Annotated in this window: 18 protein-coding genes; 4 read left to right on the top strand and 14 right to left on the bottom strand. The window is 57.5% G+C overall.

The genetic code is table 11. The features are described from left to right. Window positions 1-30: 30 nt before the first annotated feature. On the bottom strand, window positions 31-2205 hold the full coding sequence (locus POR16_RS06455; RefSeq protein ID WP_005889544.1) for a TonB-dependent siderophore receptor: 2175 nt from the start codon (window positions 2203-2205) through the stop codon (window positions 31-33). Window positions 2206-2502: 297 nt separating this feature from the next. On the opposite strand from POR16_RS06455, the gene POR16_RS06450 reads away from it, so the two are divergent. Continuing rightward, window positions 2503-2811, top strand: a complete 309-nt coding sequence (locus POR16_RS06450; RefSeq protein ID WP_024669961.1) for a PepSY domain-containing protein — start codon at window positions 2503-2505, stop codon at window positions 2809-2811. Between the two features lie 107 nt (window positions 2812-2918). On the opposite strand, the gene POR16_RS06445 is transcribed toward POR16_RS06450, so the two are convergent. From POR16_RS06445 to POR16_RS06410, 8 genes are all read right to left on the bottom strand, one after another. Continuing rightward, complete coding sequence (locus POR16_RS06445) at window positions 2919-4082, bottom strand: PQQ-dependent sugar dehydrogenase (protein WP_005889540.1); 1164 nt, start codon at window positions 4080-4082, stop codon at window positions 2919-2921. A 61-nt stretch (window positions 4083-4143) separates the two neighbouring features. Continuing rightward, window positions 4144-4464 carry a hypothetical protein gene (locus tag POR16_RS06440; protein WP_005889538.1) on the bottom strand — a complete coding sequence of 107 codons (321 nt, stop codon included), beginning with the start codon at window positions 4462-4464 and terminating at the stop codon, window positions 4144-4146. A gap of 231 nt (window positions 4465-4695) precedes the next feature. Continuing rightward, window positions 4696-5889, bottom strand: a complete 1194-nt coding sequence (locus POR16_RS06435) for a GAF domain-containing sensor histidine kinase (RefSeq protein WP_005889536.1) — start codon at window positions 5887-5889, stop codon at window positions 4696-4698. 125 nt (window positions 5890-6014) lie between these two features. After that, window positions 6015-7196, bottom strand: a complete 1182-nt coding sequence (locus POR16_RS06430; RefSeq protein WP_024690171.1) for a PAS domain-containing sensor histidine kinase — start codon at window positions 7194-7196, stop codon at window positions 6015-6017. Further along, window positions 7186-8007: an alpha/beta fold hydrolase gene (locus POR16_RS06425; protein WP_005889529.1), complete on the bottom strand. Its 822-nt coding sequence runs from the start codon at window positions 8005-8007 to the stop codon at window positions 7186-7188. Before POR16_RS06425 ends, POR16_RS06430 begins: the two co-directional genes overlap by 11 nt. A 171-nt stretch (window positions 8008-8178) precedes the next feature. Further along, on the bottom strand, window positions 8179-8616 hold the full coding sequence (locus POR16_RS06420; protein WP_005889528.1) for a nucleoside deaminase: 438 nt from the start codon (window positions 8614-8616) through the stop codon (window positions 8179-8181). 34 nt (window positions 8617-8650) lie between these two features. Next, window positions 8651-9139: a hypothetical protein gene (locus tag POR16_RS06415; protein ID WP_005889527.1), complete on the bottom strand. Its 489-nt coding sequence runs from the start codon at window positions 9137-9139 to the stop codon at window positions 8651-8653. A gap of 17 nt (window positions 9140-9156) precedes the next feature. Further along, a complete protein-coding gene (locus POR16_RS06410) occupies window positions 9157-10170 on the bottom strand; it encodes an ABC transporter substrate-binding protein (protein ID WP_005889526.1) in 1014 nt (337 codons plus the stop codon). Between the two features lie 130 nt (window positions 10171-10300). Here POR16_RS06410 and POR16_RS06405 point away from each other — a divergent pair, with 130 nt between their 5' ends. Continuing rightward, window positions 10301-10711 (top strand): GNAT family N-acetyltransferase, encoded by a 411-nt coding sequence (locus POR16_RS06405; protein WP_042932212.1) that lies wholly within the window; start codon window positions 10301-10303, stop codon window positions 10709-10711. A 24-nt stretch (window positions 10712-10735) separates the two neighbouring features. Here the strand turns inward: POR16_RS06405 and def are convergent, their stop codons facing one another. From def to POR16_RS06390, 3 genes are all read right to left on the bottom strand, one after another. Then, window positions 10736-11275: a peptide deformylase gene (gene def, locus POR16_RS06400; protein ID WP_005889524.1), complete on the bottom strand. Its 540-nt coding sequence runs from the start codon at window positions 11273-11275 to the stop codon at window positions 10736-10738. Between the two features lie 46 nt (window positions 11276-11321). Further along, window positions 11322-12293 carry a YihY/virulence factor BrkB family protein gene (locus tag POR16_RS06395; RefSeq protein WP_005889523.1) on the bottom strand — a complete coding sequence of 324 codons (972 nt, stop codon included), beginning with the start codon at window positions 12291-12293 and terminating at the stop codon, window positions 11322-11324. A 229-nt stretch (window positions 12294-12522) separates the two neighbouring features. After that, a complete protein-coding gene (locus tag POR16_RS06390; protein ID WP_005889522.1) occupies window positions 12523-12714 on the bottom strand; it encodes a CsbD family protein in 192 nt (63 codons plus the stop codon). A 241-nt stretch (window positions 12715-12955) separates the two neighbouring features. On the opposite strand from POR16_RS06390, the gene POR16_RS06385 reads away from it, so the two are divergent. Next, a complete protein-coding gene (locus POR16_RS06385) occupies window positions 12956-13336 on the top strand; it encodes a hypothetical protein (RefSeq protein ID WP_005889521.1) in 381 nt (126 codons plus the stop codon). Between the two features lie 66 nt (window positions 13337-13402). On the opposite strand, the gene POR16_RS06380 is transcribed toward POR16_RS06385, so the two are convergent. Together POR16_RS06380 and POR16_RS06375 are read right to left on the bottom strand one after the other, a co-directional pair. Then, on the bottom strand, window positions 13403-13804 hold the full coding sequence (locus POR16_RS06380) for a DUF2177 family protein (RefSeq protein ID WP_005889519.1): 402 nt from the start codon (window positions 13802-13804) through the stop codon (window positions 13403-13405). 147 nt (window positions 13805-13951) lie between these two features. Further along, the gene (locus POR16_RS06375; protein ID WP_005889517.1) at window positions 13952-14788 is read right to left on the bottom strand and encodes a CvfB family protein; all 837 of its coding nucleotides are present in this window, start codon (window positions 14786-14788) and stop codon (window positions 13952-13954) included. A 305-nt stretch (window positions 14789-15093) separates the two neighbouring features. On the opposite strand from POR16_RS06375, the gene POR16_RS06370 reads away from it, so the two are divergent. Then, window positions 15094-15282, top strand: coding sequence for a hypothetical protein (locus POR16_RS06370; RefSeq protein WP_002554403.1), 189 nt, complete (start codon window positions 15094-15096; stop codon window positions 15280-15282). Window positions 15283-15312: the final 30 nt, after the last annotated feature.

Here is a 15312-nt window from a genome sequence, read left to right as displayed (position 1 = left end):
CCTCAGCCCATGCCCCCGCACATACAAGGCTTAGAAATTGATCGACGCAGACAGCCTGGCGGTTCTGGGGGCGCCCATGAACAGATAGTCGTCGCCCAGGTACTCGTCTGCATCGCGCCAGTAGCGCTTGTCGAACAGGTTGTCGATGGTAAGGCGCAGCACGGTGTCGTACCCGCTCACCTTGGTGCTGTACCGACTGCCGATGTTGAACAGCGCGTAGTCGCTGACCTGTACCGAGCCTTCACGGTCAGCGTATTTGCTGGCGCTGTACTGCACTCCGCCGAGCAACGCCAGGCCGCGAATCGGCAGGCTGTAATCGGCTTGCAGCGTACCCCGGTACTCAGGCACGTTGAGCGTTTGATGACCTTCATAGGCATCAGTACCACTGCCGTCGACTCTGGACCGGATGGCCGCTGCGCTGGCTGAAATCTGCAGGCGCTCGGTCAGCCAGCCACTCGCGCCAAGCTCCAGCCCGGTGTTTTTCTGCTTGCCCTGCTGGACGTAGGTAAACGTGCCGTCGTCATTGGGCCGGGAATACTGATAAGCCTGACGGGCCTGAAACAGCGCAGCAGTCAGGCTCATGCGTTGCCAGTCGTACTTGATGCCCGCCTCCAGCTGTCGCGATACAGTCGGCGCGAGGATTTCGCTGGCGTTGGTGGTGAACCACGCCGCTGTCCCGCCCAGCGAAAGGCCCTTGCTGTAGCTCGTGTAGAGCGAAACATTGTCGACCGGTTTGTAGATCAGCGCCGCCTGCGGCAGGAACACATAGCGCTCGGTGTGGCGCGCTTCGCTGCCGTCCTCGGCAAACGCCTGCTCGTCGAGCCGCACCTGGCGCCCGCCCAGCACGGTTTGCCAATGCTCGTCGAAGCTTATCCGGTCAATGACAAAAAGCCCGTACTGGCGGCTGTCCAGACGCCGCTCGGTGTGCGGCAGTGGCAGGCCGGACGGTTCGACCGGCACTGACGATTGATTGATGTTGCCAGAGCCCACAAGCTCGTTGAAGGTTCCGCGCGTGTCCACGGTTCGGCGGTAGGCGCTGCTGCCGAAGGTCAGTTGATGCGCCAGCGAACCGGTGCTGAACACTCCGGACATGGCCGCCTCGATCTCGTCATTGCGACGCGTATCGTCAGGGCTGCGGAAATCATAGATGTCATAACCCCCCTCGGCGCTGAAGTGGTTGGGCACCGCCTCAGCCGCACAACTGGCCGAACCATAGCAACCCCAGGCAAAGGCGCTGTAGTCATCGATCACCACCCGGCTACGCGATGCGCTGAGACTGCCCTTCCAGCTGTCGTTGAACTGGTATTCGAAGCGCCCGTTCATGTTCAGCGATTCCATACCCACCGGACTGGACCAGTTCTGATAGCCCAGCAGTTTGCGTGGCGAGGCATCATGGGGCAGCGTTGTACCGCCCAACAGTTGATAACCGGGCACCGAACGCTGTTCCTTGTTCTGGTATTCGACGTCCAGTTGCAGCAAGGCGCGTTCGCTGATGTTCCAGTCGAAGGCCAGCGAAGCGAAGTCACGCTGACCGTCGGCGTGCTGCACGTAGGAACGAATATCCTCATGCGCCAGATTCACGCGCAAGCCGAACTGCTGCTCACTGCCGAACCAGCCACCGACGTCGGTCGCGAAGTAACGCTCACCGTGCTCATTGGTCGAGACCGTTACGGAGCGAACATCCTGCGCCCGTTTGGTCTGGTAGTTGATGACTCCGCCTGGCTCTGAAACGCCACTTTGCAGGCCAGACAAACCCTTTAGCAATTCGACCTGCTGCTTGTTCTCCAGCGCCACGTTCTGTTCACCGGCAATGCTCCGGCCATTGATGCGATAACTGTTGGCCGCATTCAGCGAAAAACCGCGCACCACGAAATTTTCGTAATACCCCACCGGCGCGTACCCGTCGCCCACCGAGGCGTCGTTGCGCAGCACATCACTCAGCAGTTTTGCCTGACGGTCCTTGATCAGCGCTTCGGTGAACACCGAAACCGACGCAGGCGTGTCCAGCAATGATGCCTGCTCAAACCCGCCGACCGAGGCCCTGCCGGCCCTGTAATCGGAAGTACTGTCCTGCTCGCTGAAGCCGTTCACATTGACTGCCTCCAGACTGATCGGCTCGGCCGCCAGCAACGGCGAGGCGACGGCCATGCCCAAAGGCAGCAGATGCCAGGCGTAACGCACGGCAGGTCGGTTGGACGCACTCATCGATAAGACTCCGCAAGGACAGCGCCTGGACAGACGCGATGCACCTTCCGGCAGGGGGCAACCTTTTACGTTCACTGCCGGTTTTTTTCAACCTTTACGTGGCGATCGACTATAAACAAAGGGCACTGAAAACGTGGCTGACACAATAGGCAACAAACACGGACGCCACAAATGATACGCGGCAGAATAATTAAGCGTGAATTAAGTAAGTATGGCTAATCTGGACGCAACAAAACCGCTGAACGAATCAGCGCGTCATGAATCAATTAAAAACAGATCAATCAGAAGGAATACCGTATGAAATTTATGCCTGCCCTCTTCGCTGCCGCCGCCCTCACTGCGGCTGCCGGTGTTGCCCAAGCCGATATCGGCCCCGATGAAGTAGTACGCCTGCACAAGGCTGGCACAGTGGGCGACTTTGAACAGTTCAACAAACAGGCCCTCGCAGCGCACCCAGGCTTCACGATCCATGATACCGAACTGGACAAAACCATCACTGGCCAGCTTGTCTACCAGATCGAGCTGAAGGGCCCTAATCGTGTTGAATGGAACTACGATGTTGATGCCAAAACCGGCAAAGTAGTTCGTGACGCAGAAGACCATTGATCCAGCGATCTTCTAGTTGCCTACAGAGCAGATAAGAAAATTCCCACGTTATTGTGGGAATTTTTAGTTAAAGCCTTAACGTTCTATTACTTAATCATCATGAGTTATTATTTAGCCAGCCCGACCTTCAGTACGCTGCCATTATCTTCATCGGTCAACACATACAAATAACCGTCCGGCCCCTGACGCACGTCTCGAATACGCTGCTTCATGTCTTTCAACAGTCGTTCTTCATGAACAATCTTGTCGCCGTCAAATTGCAGCCTGATCAACTCTTGAGTGGCCAGCGCGCCGATGAACAGATTGTGGTCCCATGCCTTGATAAGGCTGTGGTCGTAGAACGCCATGCCGCTGATGCCCGGTGACACTTCCCAGACCTGAAACGGCACCTTGGTGCCTTCGACAAACTTGCCCTTGGCCTCAGGGATCGGCTCACCCGAATAATTGATACCGTGAGTCGCAAGCGGCCAGCCGTAATTCTGACCCCGCTCGATAATGTTCAATTCGTCGCCGCCCTTGGGGCCGTGTTCGTTGATCCATACAGTCCCGGTCCACGGGTTGAGCGCTGCACCCTGTGGGTTGCGATGGCCATAGGACCATATCTCAGGCCGGACGTTTTTCTGCCCCACAAAAGGGTTGTCTTTCGGCACGCTGCCGTCCGAATAAAGGCGCACGACCTTGCCTTGCAGCTTGTCCAGATCCTGTGAGGCAGATCGATTATTGTTCTCGCCCAACGCGATAAACAGGTAGCCGTCGCGATCAAAGACCATTCGCGCGCCAAAATGGTTGCCGACCGACAGCTTGGGCTCCTGGCGGAAGATGACTTCAAAGTCTTCCAGTCGGGTCATGTCAGCCGAAAGACGACCACGACCTGCCGCCGTGCCAGCAGTGTCGCCCTCGGCGGGGGTCTTGCCGCTGCCTTCGGAGTAAGTCAGGTACACCATGCGGTCCTTGGCGAATTCTGGCGACAACACAACATCGAGCAGGCCTCCCTGCTTCTGCGCCCAGACTTCCGGCACGCCGGAAAGCGGACCGGACAACTTGCCGTCAGCCGATACCAAGCGCAGGTTGCCGGATCGTTCTGTCACCAGCATGCCCTGTTTGTCCGGAAGAAACGCCAGCGCCCATGGATGGTTCAGCCCTTCAGCCACAGAGCTGACCGTCACTGTGCCCTGCTCGCTTTTGTATTCTTGCGTAGCAGCGCTGGCCGTCATCGGCAGGCTCAGAATGGCAGCGGTACACCATGTCGCAATCAGGGTTTTTCTAAGCATGAGCATTTCCTTAATGCATTGAACGGGTGCCGCGCCGGTCGGCGGGCGCGTGATCAGAGAGTCAGTTACCGCGTTTGGGGTCGGTTGTCGGTGCAGAGGGACGCGGAGAGGTCTGGCGCGTCGGGTAGCCGTTACCGATACCGCCGTTCTCCAGCGTTGGCCTGCGCACCGGTGGCGCAATATTGGGGCCGGGCGCGCGTGGCGTACTCGATTCCGTGCCCTGACGGCTATTGGGGTTGGAGCGTTTGGTCGGGCTGTTGTAGGGGTTGCTGCTGGCGCCATTATTCAGGGTGCTGTTGGGCAGGGTCTGAGCGTGAACGGCGCTGATGCCGGACAACGCCACAAGCACACCGCCTACAAGATTGCGCACAAAACTGTTCATGACATACCTCTGGGTACAGGTGAAGTCTCCGGGTACGACGAAGGAGACTCAGGCCTTTGATGTCAACCGAGGCTGCAGGTTCGTTCCGGCGATGCCGATGAGCAAGTAAAGCGATGCGAGAGTTTGTAACAAAGATGGTCAAAGCACGGCGATGTTGAACAGCGTGGCATCGGCAAACGCAGTGTTCTGCGAGGCCTTAGAGGGCGTCAGGCGATCCCGCGCCATTGGTTTTCAGCAATCGCTGGCCGACTTCAACGGCATGCTGAAAGTGAATACGGTGCCGCCTTCATGCGTCGAGCACACCTCAAGCACGCCGCCATGAGCTCGGGCTATCTCGCTGGCAATGTACAAACCCAAGCCCAGTCCGGCCTGCGGTTCGTTGGTAATCGGCCGTGAGTATGGAAGGAAAAGCTGCGAACGCATCGACTCGGGGATCGGCTCGCCCTGGTTGGCAACGCTGAGCACAAACAGATCACCGCGCACCCCGGCATTCACCTCGACCGAGCTTTGGGCGTCACCATGAGAGATTGCGTTGGACACCAGATTGGACAGCAATTGTGCGATTCGCTCATGGTCGCAGCGAATAAGCTCGAGCGCTCCGATATTCGAGCGAATCAGCCGGTCAGGATGCACACGCTGCACCTCGGAGATCACATGCTCAAGCGTCTTGTCCAGGCCATGAGCGTCGTGAATGCTCAACGGAATGCCGTGCCCCATGCGACCACGGGCAAAATCCAGCACGTCATCGACCAACTGCGAAGCACGTTGGCCCGAGGTCAGGATGTGCTGGACGACTTGCAGGGTCTTGTCATCCAGCGGGCGGCGCAGCAACAGCTCGGCACCTGCATTGATGGCAAACAGCGGGTTACGCAGGTCATGCCCCAGAACGGCGATGAATTGATCGCGCAGTTCGGCCACCTCACGCTCGGCCAGAAGATCGGCCTGCACCCGCTGCATGTTTTCCTCGGCCTCTATCTGCAATGCCAGAAGGCGCGCGAATGATACCATCATCGCCTCGATAGGCGTGCCGGTCAGTTTGGCGGGCTTGGGGTCCAGCGCGCAAATGGTGCCGAAAAAGCTGCCATCCGTGAGAAAAATCGGTATCGATATGTAGCTCTGAAAGTTGTAACGACGCGGGGTGTGATGCGCGCAAAACATCTCGTCGTCAGCAACGTGATCAATCACTACCGGTTTATGAGAGGAGCGTATCTCGTGACAGATCGTACTGGTCACTTCCAGCTCGCCACCGGGTTTCAAACCGAAATTAAGGTTGTCGAGGACTGCGCAGGCCGTCCAGGAGTCTTCGGTAACGCGCGCCACTGCCGCGAAGCCCAGGCCAGTGGACTCGGTAATGACTTGCAGGATAGCCGGCACCGCGCTGATACGGCTGATCGTGGCTACATCATTTGAAATGGAATGCCGCATGTAAGACCTGTCTAGCCTGGAGGTAATGGCGCAGCGCGACATTCTACGTGCCTGACGCGTCTTTGTGCGCCAGGGATCGACCTGTTTGAAGATTGCCCCGACGAGTAGCCGTGGTTACGTAGACTTCAGCTTTTTGCAGTGGGCCGCGGAAAAGCGACAGTGAAGGTCGTGCCGGCCTGCGCCGAAGAATTGACCGTCACGTCTCCCAGGTGCGCACGGACGATTTCGCGCACGATAAACAGCCCGAGCCCAACCGTGCGGGTTTCGTCGCTGTCACTGACCACACGAACCACCGGCTCATACAGGTCATCGACCTTTTCCATTGGTATGGGCTCGCCTTCGTTATGCACCGACAGCTTGATCAGATACGTCTCGAATGACGATGTGATTAATACCTCACTGTGATCGGCGCCGTAATTGACGGCATTGCTCACCAGATTACTCAGCATCTGCAGCAAACGGTCCGGGTCAGCGACACAGGCGCCCTCACCTTCGCTGCGGTGCGTCAAGACCCGGTCGGGGAACGCCTGACGCAACTCCTCGACACCCCTAGCGATCAGCGCATGCAGGTCAACAGACTGAGGGACAACGGTAATGCCGCTGCCGACGCGGGCATGGGTGAAATCCAGCAAGTCGACGATCATGCGCTCGGCACGGTCGGTCGAATGGTGAATGTGACCCAGAATTCGCTCCTGGCGCGACTCCAGCGGGGTACGTTCCAGGAGGCCGGCGGCCATCTTGATGGCCGCCAACGGGTTGCGCAGGTCGTGGCTGACGATGCCGATCATCTGCTCGGCAAAAATCGCGCGTATCTCTGCTTCGGCATGGGCCAGACGCAGGCGGTTGCGCGCCGAAGTCAGCTCGGTCTGAACCGTCATCTGCTGCTGCAACAACTCTTCGGCCATCTTGCGCGATGCCAACAATTCGCGCTCGTACTTGTTGCGCTCTTCGGCGAGGAACACCGCCACTTCATGCAGAAACCCGGACGGGTATTCGCGGCGCACGGCGTTGAGCATCATGGGCACAGGGTGGCCATCGGCGTGCAGCAGCTCGACCTTGACCTCGGCGATCGAGCCCTGGCTCTGCAGCAGCGGTGCCCAGTGGGTCTGCAAAAAGACCTTGCCGGCAAGGTTCAGCAAATCCTGAAAACGGCGACCCACGACAGCCTCGCGCTCCAGCCCCAGCCAACGGCAAAAAGTCAGGTTGACACGCTCTATGGTGCCGTTCGGCAGGGTCACCACCAGCCCGCAGGCGGCGTGCTCGTAAAGGTCTTCCGTAAGCGGCAGAGTCACTTGTTCAAGCGACATGTTCGGCGCTCTCGTAAAACGCCAGAAACTGGTTCATGGCAATGATGCATTCCTGCGGCGCACTCATGTGCGGGTAATGCCCGACGTTGTCGATCATGTGCAGTGTGCTGTCGGTGATGACCCGATGCAGGTATTCACCCACCTGAACTGGCACGACAAGGTCATCGCTACTCTGCAGGATCAGCGTTCGGGTCTTGAGCTTTTCGACATCGGCACGATGATCGGAGAGAAAGGTGACACGGGCGAACTGCCTGGCAATCTCGGCATTGGTGCGGCAGAGGCTGCTGGCAAGTTCTTCACTCAGCTCAGGCGGGTTCGAGGTGCCCATGAGGGTCGGCGCCATGGTGCTGGCCCAACCCAGATAATTGCTTTCGAGCGTTTCCAGCAGTGAGTCTACATCCGCCCGCGTGAAGCCACCGACGTAGTCACCGTCGTTGAGGTAATGAGGTGACGGGCCGACCATGACCTGGCCGTCGAAACGGCCAGGGGATTCAAGCTCGGCGAGTACCGCAATCATGCAACTGACCGAATGCCCGACATGAATGACGGGGCCAGCGCCCGCATACTCGTTCACCAGCTCAAGCAAGTCGGTCGCGTAGCCCTTGAGTGATGCGTATTTATGCGGAAACCAAGTCGAAGTATCCGACTGGCCGCTGCCCACCAGATCAAACAGCACAACCTTGAAGCGCTCTGCAAAGTGCGGGGCCATGAACCGCCACATGTGCTGATTGCAACCAAATCCATGAGCGAAAATCAGGGTGGCCGGTCCCTCACCCATAACGTTGACGTTGTTGCGCTGCTGGACCGACATATCGGGCTCCGAAAAATGACCACGGTACCACCGTGGTGTGCATGCACTAAGGACAATGAGAGAAGATTATCATCGTTAGCGGCACACTAGTGGCACAAACCGCAGTCAGCGATTTAAATTCGGAGCGTCGCAGTACTCAGGGCAGGTACAGGAACAATTGACAACCAGCCGTTACTCGCCAATGTCTTCGTTCCACAGGTCAGGCTTGTTGTTAATGAAGTTCTGCATCATGTGTTTGCATGCTGCATCATCAAGTACATCGATCTGCACCCCTCGTGAGCGCAATAAGTCTTCTTCGCCCATGAAAGACTGGTTCTCGCCCACAATGACCTTGCGAATGCCGTAGAGCAGAATCGCACCGCTGCACATGGCGCAAGGCGAGAGCGTTGTGTAGAGCACCGCCTCCCTGTACACGCTGGCAGGTTGGCGACCGGCATTTTCCAGTGCGTCCATTTCACCGTGCAGCGTGGCACTGGCATTTTGCACCCGACGATTGCGACCACGACCGATGATTTTGCCGTCGTGGACAATAACCGAACCGATCGGGATACCACCCTCTTCCTGCCCATGCTGCGCCTCTTCGAATGCCGCTCGCATGAATGCGTCCATGATTTTGCCTCGCGTCGTTAACGTTAAGTAGGTGTCAGTGTTGCAGCGTCATTTGAGCATTGCCCAGTGCGCGTGCCACAAATTGTTCGAGCAGTTCAGAGGATCGAGCTTTCATATCAGCAATGACTCTTGCATTTCTCACTCTGAAGCTGTTTGCCAGTGATAGCGAACTCTCGCCCTGATCGAGCGAGCGCAGTTCCTCGGCAGTGAATGAGTGCGCGTAAGAGGCCGCAAGATTGCGATCCCACTGGCTCTGGTAATCAGGCTGCAAATAGCGCAGTTCGTTCTGCACCAGGGTCTGGGCCTCGATCCTGCCGACCGATTTCACCATAGCGGCAAAAGCGGCAGTACGCGAGGCGGCCTGATAACCCAGCCAGGCCAGCCCCTCGCCCAGATTTCGCTGCTCTACCAGTGCCAGCGCCGTGTCGTCGACATCTTCGGCACTCACCGGCCGCAGGGCATCCAGCCCCAGACAGGCAACCAATGCCAGCCCGGTATGCCACACCCTGCGCGAGCCTTGCATATGTTCGGTTTACCTACTTACAACGCGCTACTGACGCGCGCTGCTACATCGGCAGGCAGCCAGGCTTTCCAGACATCCGGGTGTTGCTTGAGAAACGCCTTGGCGACAACTTGCGGGTCCTGGTGTTTTTCGCTCATTTCAGCCAGCGTCTGGTTGAGCAGATCGATAGGGAAATCCACTTGTTTGAAGAAACTCACCAGTTCCGGGTACTGCTTGCTGAACGCTGCGGACACGCCGATAGACAGCGTGGCGTCCAGCGAAGAGGAACCGCGCGGGTCAGGATTGCTGGCATCGGTCAGGGTTTTCCAAGCATCGGCGTCGAAAGGGGGTTCTTCAAGCTTGATCAGCTTGTAACTGCCCAGCAGCGGGGTCGGCGACCAGTAGTAGAACAGCACCGGTTTGCCACGGCGGATGGCCGACCCGATCTCGGCATCCAGCGCAGCGCCCGAGCCTGTACGGAAGTTGACGAAGCTGTCGCTCAGCCCATAGGCCTTGAGTTTCTGGGTGTTGACGATCTCGGAGGTCCAGCCGCTCGGGCTGTTGAGAAAACGTCCTTTGTCAGGCGACTCCGGGTCTTCGAACACATCCTTGTAACGGGCCAGGTCAGCCACCGACTTCAGGTCCGGCGCCATCGGTTTGATGCCTTTGGCAGCATCGCCCTTGATCACGTATTCAGGTACCCACCAGCCTTCGGTCGCACCTTTGACGATATTGCCCAGACCGAAAACCTTGCCGTCAGCTTCGGCCTTGACCCATACCGGGCTGCGTCCGGTCCACTCTTCGGCGATGACCTGAATATCATTTTTGGCCAGCGCAGTTTCGAGGCTGACGGTACTACCGGGCAACGTGTCGGTCGGGTAGCCGTAGCCCTTTTCGACCAGCGTGCGCAATACCTCGGTAATCAGACTGCCGCTTTCCCAAGTCAGCGCGCCGAACTGGATCGGCGCGTTTTTTTCAGCCGCCATAGCTGGCGGACCGAGCAGCCCCAGCGCCAGCAGGGAACAGCTCAGCAGTCGTGTTATTGATCTCATGCTCACCTCGAATGGCGGGTAAAGAAAACATAGCTGACAGTATCGACATCGTTACGCGGTCATTAGTTGTAACGAGATGAGCCTCTGTATGATGCAACCCCTCCATTCCGTGCCGGCGAGTTCGCTTGCGATGTCAGAAATTCAGTATTGCCTGTTACCCGATACGTGTCGCCCGCTGCTGGGCAAGTTCTATCGCGAACACCAGTCGTCGATGCGACCCGCCAGCAAAGGGCATATCTGGGTAGCAAAGCAGGGCGAGATAGTCGGGGCTTTGTGCCTTTCGCCCGCGGCGGAGGGCCACTGGCTGACGGGGCTTTTTGTCGCCCCGGCACAGCGTGGCCAATCCGTGGCGAAACGCTTGATAGAGGCGGCGCTGCTGCCACTCTCGGGGCCAGTCTGGTTGTTCTGTCACCCTGACTTGCTAGGGTTTTATCAGCTCACAGGGTTTGAAACAGCGCAGCGTTTGCCACAAGTACTGGGCGAGCGATTGATGCGCTATAGCCGCAGCAAGGCGCTGATTGCGCTGTCTCGGGAAGCCTGACGGGCTGAAGGGAGCAGCACGCTGTCATTCATCAGCATTGGGGTCCATGTCCGGAAACATCACGTCCATGAAGCCGAACTTGCTGAAATCGGTGATACGCGAAGGGTATAAGCGTCCGATCAGGTGATCGCATTCGTGTTGCACAACCCGCGCATGGAAGCCGTGAGCAACCCGCTCGATGGGCAGGCCATCCGGGTCGAAACCCTCATAGCGAATACTTTGGTAACGATCAACCATACCGCGAAGCCCCGGCACTGAAAGACACCCCTCCCAGCCTTCTTCCATGTTCGGGCCAAGCGGGGTAATCAGCGGGTTGAGCAGGATTGTCTGCGGGACGGCCTCGGCTTCTGGATAGCGTTCGCTGCGCTCGAAACCGAAGATCACCAGTTGCAGATCGATACCAATCTGCGGCGCCGCCAAGCCAACGCCACCCACGCTGTGCATGGTTTCGAACATGTCGGCAATCAGCGTTTCGAGTTCGCTGCTGCCGAACATCTCTGTCGGAACAGGTGGAGCGACGCGCAACAGACGCTCATCGCCCATCTTGAGAATATTACGAATCATGGCTGCCGGTCCTTCGCATAAAACGCCATCTTGTCATACATGGCCATCAGGTTTCTTCAGCCTTGGCCATTGGTACGGAATGATCACGCCCCAACCCGGAAACATGCTGTTTGCCACCCGCCTCTTCCTGCTCATCGCCCAGACCGTCGCCCGGCTCTTTCTCGCCCGCTTCCTTACCCTCGGCAGACATATGCTCGATCACCGCATTCATTTCCGCGCCCAGCAGCAGCACGGCGGCCGAGATGTAGAAATACAGCAACAGCACGATGATCGCACCGATACTTCCATACATGGCGTTGTAGTCGGCGAAGGTCTTGACGTAGAAACCAAACGCCAGCGAAGCCACAATCCACACCACCACAGCCAATACCGAACCCGGTGTGATAAAGCGAAACTCTTGTTTGACGTCAGGCATCACGTAGTAGATCAATGCCACGGCGACCATCAGCAAGATAATGATCGCGGGCCAGCGCAGGATGGTCCACAGCGTCACGATGATCTCTTCCATCCCGACCTGTGCAGCAATCCAGTTCATCACCTGAGGCCCCAGCACCATGAAAGCCGCTGCTGCCAGCAACATGCCGGCAATGCCGACGGTGTACAGGATCGACAGCGGAAAACGCTTCCAGATGGGACGACCTTCGACCACATCGTAGGCCGCGTTCATGGCGCTCATCATCAGACGAACGCCAGCCGACGCTGTCCACAAGGCGATCACGATACCGATCGAGAGCAAACCGCCCTTGGACTGCTGCAACTGATCAATAACCGGGTTGACCTGTTCGAGCGCCTGCGGTGGCAACAGAAACTCGGACTGCAGGCGCAGCCAGGAGAAAAAATCCGGAAGGTGCAGAAAGCCGATCAAGGCGATCAGAAACAGCAAAAACGGGAACAAAGAAAACAGCATCTGATAAGCCAGTGCCGACGCATAGGTGGACATCTCGTCGTCGAGAAACTCGTTGACGGTGCGCACCAGTACTTTACCGACTGACAGTTTACGCAAATGGGGGAAAATCATGGCGCTTCCTCTTGCTCCCGAACTGGAACACCTAACATCCTGAAGACCGGCATTTTCTGCATCGCAGGCCTTGTGTAATCACAAGGTTATACGCAAATACCGATGGCACATTGACTGGACAGGTCTTGAAAGGTTTCAGTCCCGCAAGGCAGAAAGCATAACGGCCATCCGTGGATGACCGTTATCGGCGTCGCTCATTCCCGTGCAGAAGGCGACGGGAACGCTCCGTTTACGCCTTGTCGACGCCTTTCTTGATCGCGTCTTTCACTTCGCCTTTGGCCTGTTGGCCCTCGCCCTTCAACTCTTGAACCTTGCCTTCAGCCCTCAAATTCGTGTTATCGGTGGCCTTGCCAACAGCCTGCTTGACGTTACCAACGGCTTCGTTGGCCATGCCTTTGACTTTATCGCTGGTACTGCTCATCGAAAATCTCCTGGGTCTGAAGACCGCACTGGAATAGGTTGTCGTAATCGACACAGAAGTTGACCTTCACCGAGAACGAAGAGTTTCATGAATATCGCGACCGACGCCGCCGCTGGTCCGCTTGCCTGCACACCTGCATTTCGAGCGTAGAAACGAGCGCACGCCGGACTTTGTGCGAGAATACGCGGCACCGTTGTCCGGCAAGGCCGACACGCTGAACAAACCGATTCTCAGGAACGCTATGAAACTCGATAAAAAGCTGGCCATTGCACGCAGAAACCAGGATCTGGGCGGCGCAGTGCTCGGCGTCAACAACACCCATTTCGCTGTGCTCGACCCTAAACGCAATATCTGGTGGTTCGACCTGCCGGTGCCGCGCCTGCAGGTAGGCCAGTACGAATGGCTGCATCTGCTGCTGCACACGCCTGAAACAGACCAGTTGCTACACCTCAAAGTGACCACTGTATTCATGCGCGATCACATGGAAGGTCTTGAAGTGCGCAATGCCGACAAGCGCAAACCGACCGTCAGCCTCGAACTGAGCGCCGACAAGGACTCATTTCTCAAAGACATGCGCCCCAAGGGCAGCAATCTGGGTTTTGCCGGTTTTCTGCAGAACTGACCTGCTTTTAACGGCAGCAGCGACTGAACAGCGCGCCTCAGTGACGTTCATCGCTGCGCGCAGTCCTCAGGCGAAGCGTCGCACCGCCAGGTAGCCTGCCGTACCGGCCAGCGCGGAGACGACAGTACCCCACGCCAGATCGATCAGCGCCAGTTGCGCAGGCCAGCCCTGTAATGTCGCCCAGTTGGTCAGGTCATACGTGCCGTAGGCAACCAGCCCCAGCAAGCCGCTGAACAGCGTGGCACGGCTCATCCGCTGCTCCCTGACTGCCGGCATCACGCCGAACACCACCACGCCAACACCGTAAAGCAGATAGAACGCCACGGCGGGCCCGACCACCGGTGTCGCCAGCATCAGCGGCCCAAGCCATTCCCGATAGACAGGCCCCATGAACACGCCAAGCCATAGCCCGTCGAGAATCAGGAACGCCAGCAGCGTGCCGAGGTAAGCCGTAAGCATTTTTTTCATGAGAATCCTTGATGCCGTTCCGGGCCTGAAAAAGGCCGCACAGGGTTATGACCCGTCAAGGATGGAAATTGATCCTTCGATAGAAACGCTTTCGGCCTGGGCCTGAGGTGCATTGGCTGCGCTCAGGCGTCCAGGCTGCAAGTTTTATCAGACCAGGTCGATACGATCGGCGTGAATCACGATCTGACCTTGTTTATACAGCGCACCAATGGCCTTCTTGAAATTGCCTTTGCTGACGCCGAACAGTCCGCTGATGACCTGTGGGTCGCTTTTATCGCTGACTGGCAGCGAGCCGTTGTTCTCACGCAGCTTGGTGAGAATCTTCGAGTTCAGACTGCTTGCCGCCTCGGCCCCGACAGGCTGCAGGCTCAGGCTGATATTGCCGTCGGCGCGGATCTCCTTGATGAAGCCCTTTTCCTGCTTGCCGGCACGCATGAACTTGAACACTTCGTTCTTGTGAATCAGGCCCCAGTGCTTGTTGTTGATGATCGCCTTGAAGCCCATGTCGGTCGCTTCGGCCACCAGCAGATCGACTTCCTGCCCCACGCTGTAGTTCGCTGGGGTCTTGTCCAGGTAACGATCCAGACGTGCAGTGGCGGTGATGCGACGGGTGTGCTTGTCGAGGTAGACATGAACCACGCAATACTCGCCAGCCTGCAAAGTGCGTTTTTCTTCGGAGTAAGGCAGCAGCAAGTCCTTGGGCAGGCCCCAATCGAGGAACACGCCGATGCTGTTGACTTCAACCACTTTGAGGCTGGCGAACTCACCAACCTGTACCTTGGGCTTTTCAGTGGTGGCGATCAGCTTGTCTTCGCTGTCCAGATAGATGAACACATTCAGCCAGTCCTCATCTTCGGTGGGGATATCCTTGGGGATATACCGATTGGGCAGAAGGATTTCGCCGTCCTGCGCACCGTCCAGATACAGACCGAAGTTCGTGTGCTTGACGATTTGCAAGCTGTTGTAGCGCCCGATTAAAGCCATTTCCAGATACCCTCATTACGTGGGCGGCATTCTACCCGACTTTGTGTCCGGGTTCGCACTGTGTCTGCGCACGCACAGGCGGGCCCTCCACTCGTCAGTTTATGCCTCGCCCCAAGGCTGGCAGCTATGCCAAGGTCAGAATGGCCAGCCTATAACTTGCCATTCAAAACAGCCAGTTAGCACACCTGATGGCTGACGCTTTCTCTGCAGAACATTTATATGTCACTCGACAGGCCGCATATTTGCCACGCAAAGACCGGGCATTTCCTGTATTCTGGCTGGCCGTATTACGTTTATGAAGGTAAATGGCAGCCATGCGTATCAAAGCATCCCACTCGAAAGCCAAACCCGCCCCAGCCGTTGAAACGAGCGACTCGATCAACGCGCAGATTGCGGCTTTCCTGAAGTCCGGCGGCGAAATTCAGCAAATTGCCAAAGGCGTGAGTGGCCAGACTTTCGCACCGTCCAAGCAGATCAATCTCGGTAAAAAATAAACTGCGTCCTGCCTGTCGATCTCTATGCGC

The sequence above is a fragment of the Pseudomonas coronafaciens pv. oryzae str. 1_6 genome, assembly GCF_000156995.2.
Lineage (GTDB): Bacteria > Pseudomonadota > Gammaproteobacteria > Pseudomonadales > Pseudomonadaceae > Aquipseudomonas > Aquipseudomonas tremae.
This window is presented reverse-complemented; position numbering and strand designations above follow the sequence as displayed.

What these genes read in the sequence shown, in the direction of transcription:
- POR16_RS06420 (WP_005889528.1), bottom strand. Translation starts at nt 8,616, where the DNA reads ATGGACGCATTCATGCGAGCGGCATTCGAAGAGGCGCAGCATGGGCAG.
- POR16_RS06455 (WP_005889544.1), bottom strand. Translation starts at nt 2,205, where the DNA reads ATGAGTGCGTCCAACCGACCTGCCGTGCGTTACGCCTGGCATCTGCTG.
- POR16_RS06375 (WP_005889517.1), bottom strand. Translation starts at nt 14,788, where the DNA reads ATGGCTTTAATCGGGCGCTACAACAGCTTGCAAATCGTCAAGCACACG.
- POR16_RS06390 (WP_005889522.1), bottom strand. Translation starts at nt 12,714, where the DNA reads ATGAGCAGTACCAGCGATAAAGTCAAAGGCATGGCCAACGAAGCCGTT.
- POR16_RS06370 (WP_002554403.1), top strand. Translation starts at nt 15,094, where the DNA reads ATGGCAGCCATGCGTATCAAAGCATCCCACTCGAAAGCCAAACCCGCC.
- POR16_RS06445 (WP_005889540.1), bottom strand. Translation starts at nt 4,082, where the DNA reads ATGCTTAGAAAAACCCTGATTGCGACATGGTGTACCGCTGCCATTCTG.
- POR16_RS06440 (WP_005889538.1), bottom strand. Translation starts at nt 4,464, where the DNA reads ATGAACAGTTTTGTGCGCAATCTTGTAGGCGGTGTGCTTGTGGCGTTG.
- POR16_RS06395 (WP_005889523.1), bottom strand. Translation starts at nt 12,293, where the DNA reads ATGATTTTCCCCCATTTGCGTAAACTGTCAGTCGGTAAAGTACTGGTG.
- POR16_RS06435 (WP_005889536.1), bottom strand. Translation starts at nt 5,889, where the DNA reads ATGCGGCATTCCATTTCAAATGATGTAGCCACGATCAGCCGTATCAGC.
- POR16_RS06415 (WP_005889527.1), bottom strand. Translation starts at nt 9,139, where the DNA reads ATGCAAGGCTCGCGCAGGGTGTGGCATACCGGGCTGGCATTGGTTGCC.
- POR16_RS06410 (WP_005889526.1), bottom strand. Translation starts at nt 10,170, where the DNA reads ATGAGATCAATAACACGACTGCTGAGCTGTTCCCTGCTGGCGCTGGGG.
- POR16_RS06380 (WP_005889519.1), bottom strand. Translation starts at nt 13,804, where the DNA reads ATGAAAAAAATGCTTACGGCTTACCTCGGCACGCTGCTGGCGTTCCTG.
- POR16_RS06430 (WP_024690171.1), bottom strand. Translation starts at nt 7,196, where the DNA reads ATGTCGCTTGAACAAGTGACTCTGCCGCTTACGGAAGACCTTTACGAG.
- POR16_RS06425 (WP_005889529.1), bottom strand. Translation starts at nt 8,007, where the DNA reads ATGTCGGTCCAGCAGCGCAACAACGTCAACGTTATGGGTGAGGGACCG.
- POR16_RS06385 (WP_005889521.1), top strand. Translation starts at nt 12,956, where the DNA reads ATGAAACTCGATAAAAAGCTGGCCATTGCACGCAGAAACCAGGATCTG.
- POR16_RS06405 (WP_042932212.1), top strand. Translation starts at nt 10,301, where the DNA reads ATGTCAGAAATTCAGTATTGCCTGTTACCCGATACGTGTCGCCCGCTG.
- def (WP_005889524.1), bottom strand. Translation starts at nt 11,275, where the DNA reads ATGATTCGTAATATTCTCAAGATGGGCGATGAGCGTCTGTTGCGCGTC.
- POR16_RS06450 (WP_024669961.1), top strand. Translation starts at nt 2,503, where the DNA reads ATGAAATTTATGCCTGCCCTCTTCGCTGCCGCCGCCCTCACTGCGGCT.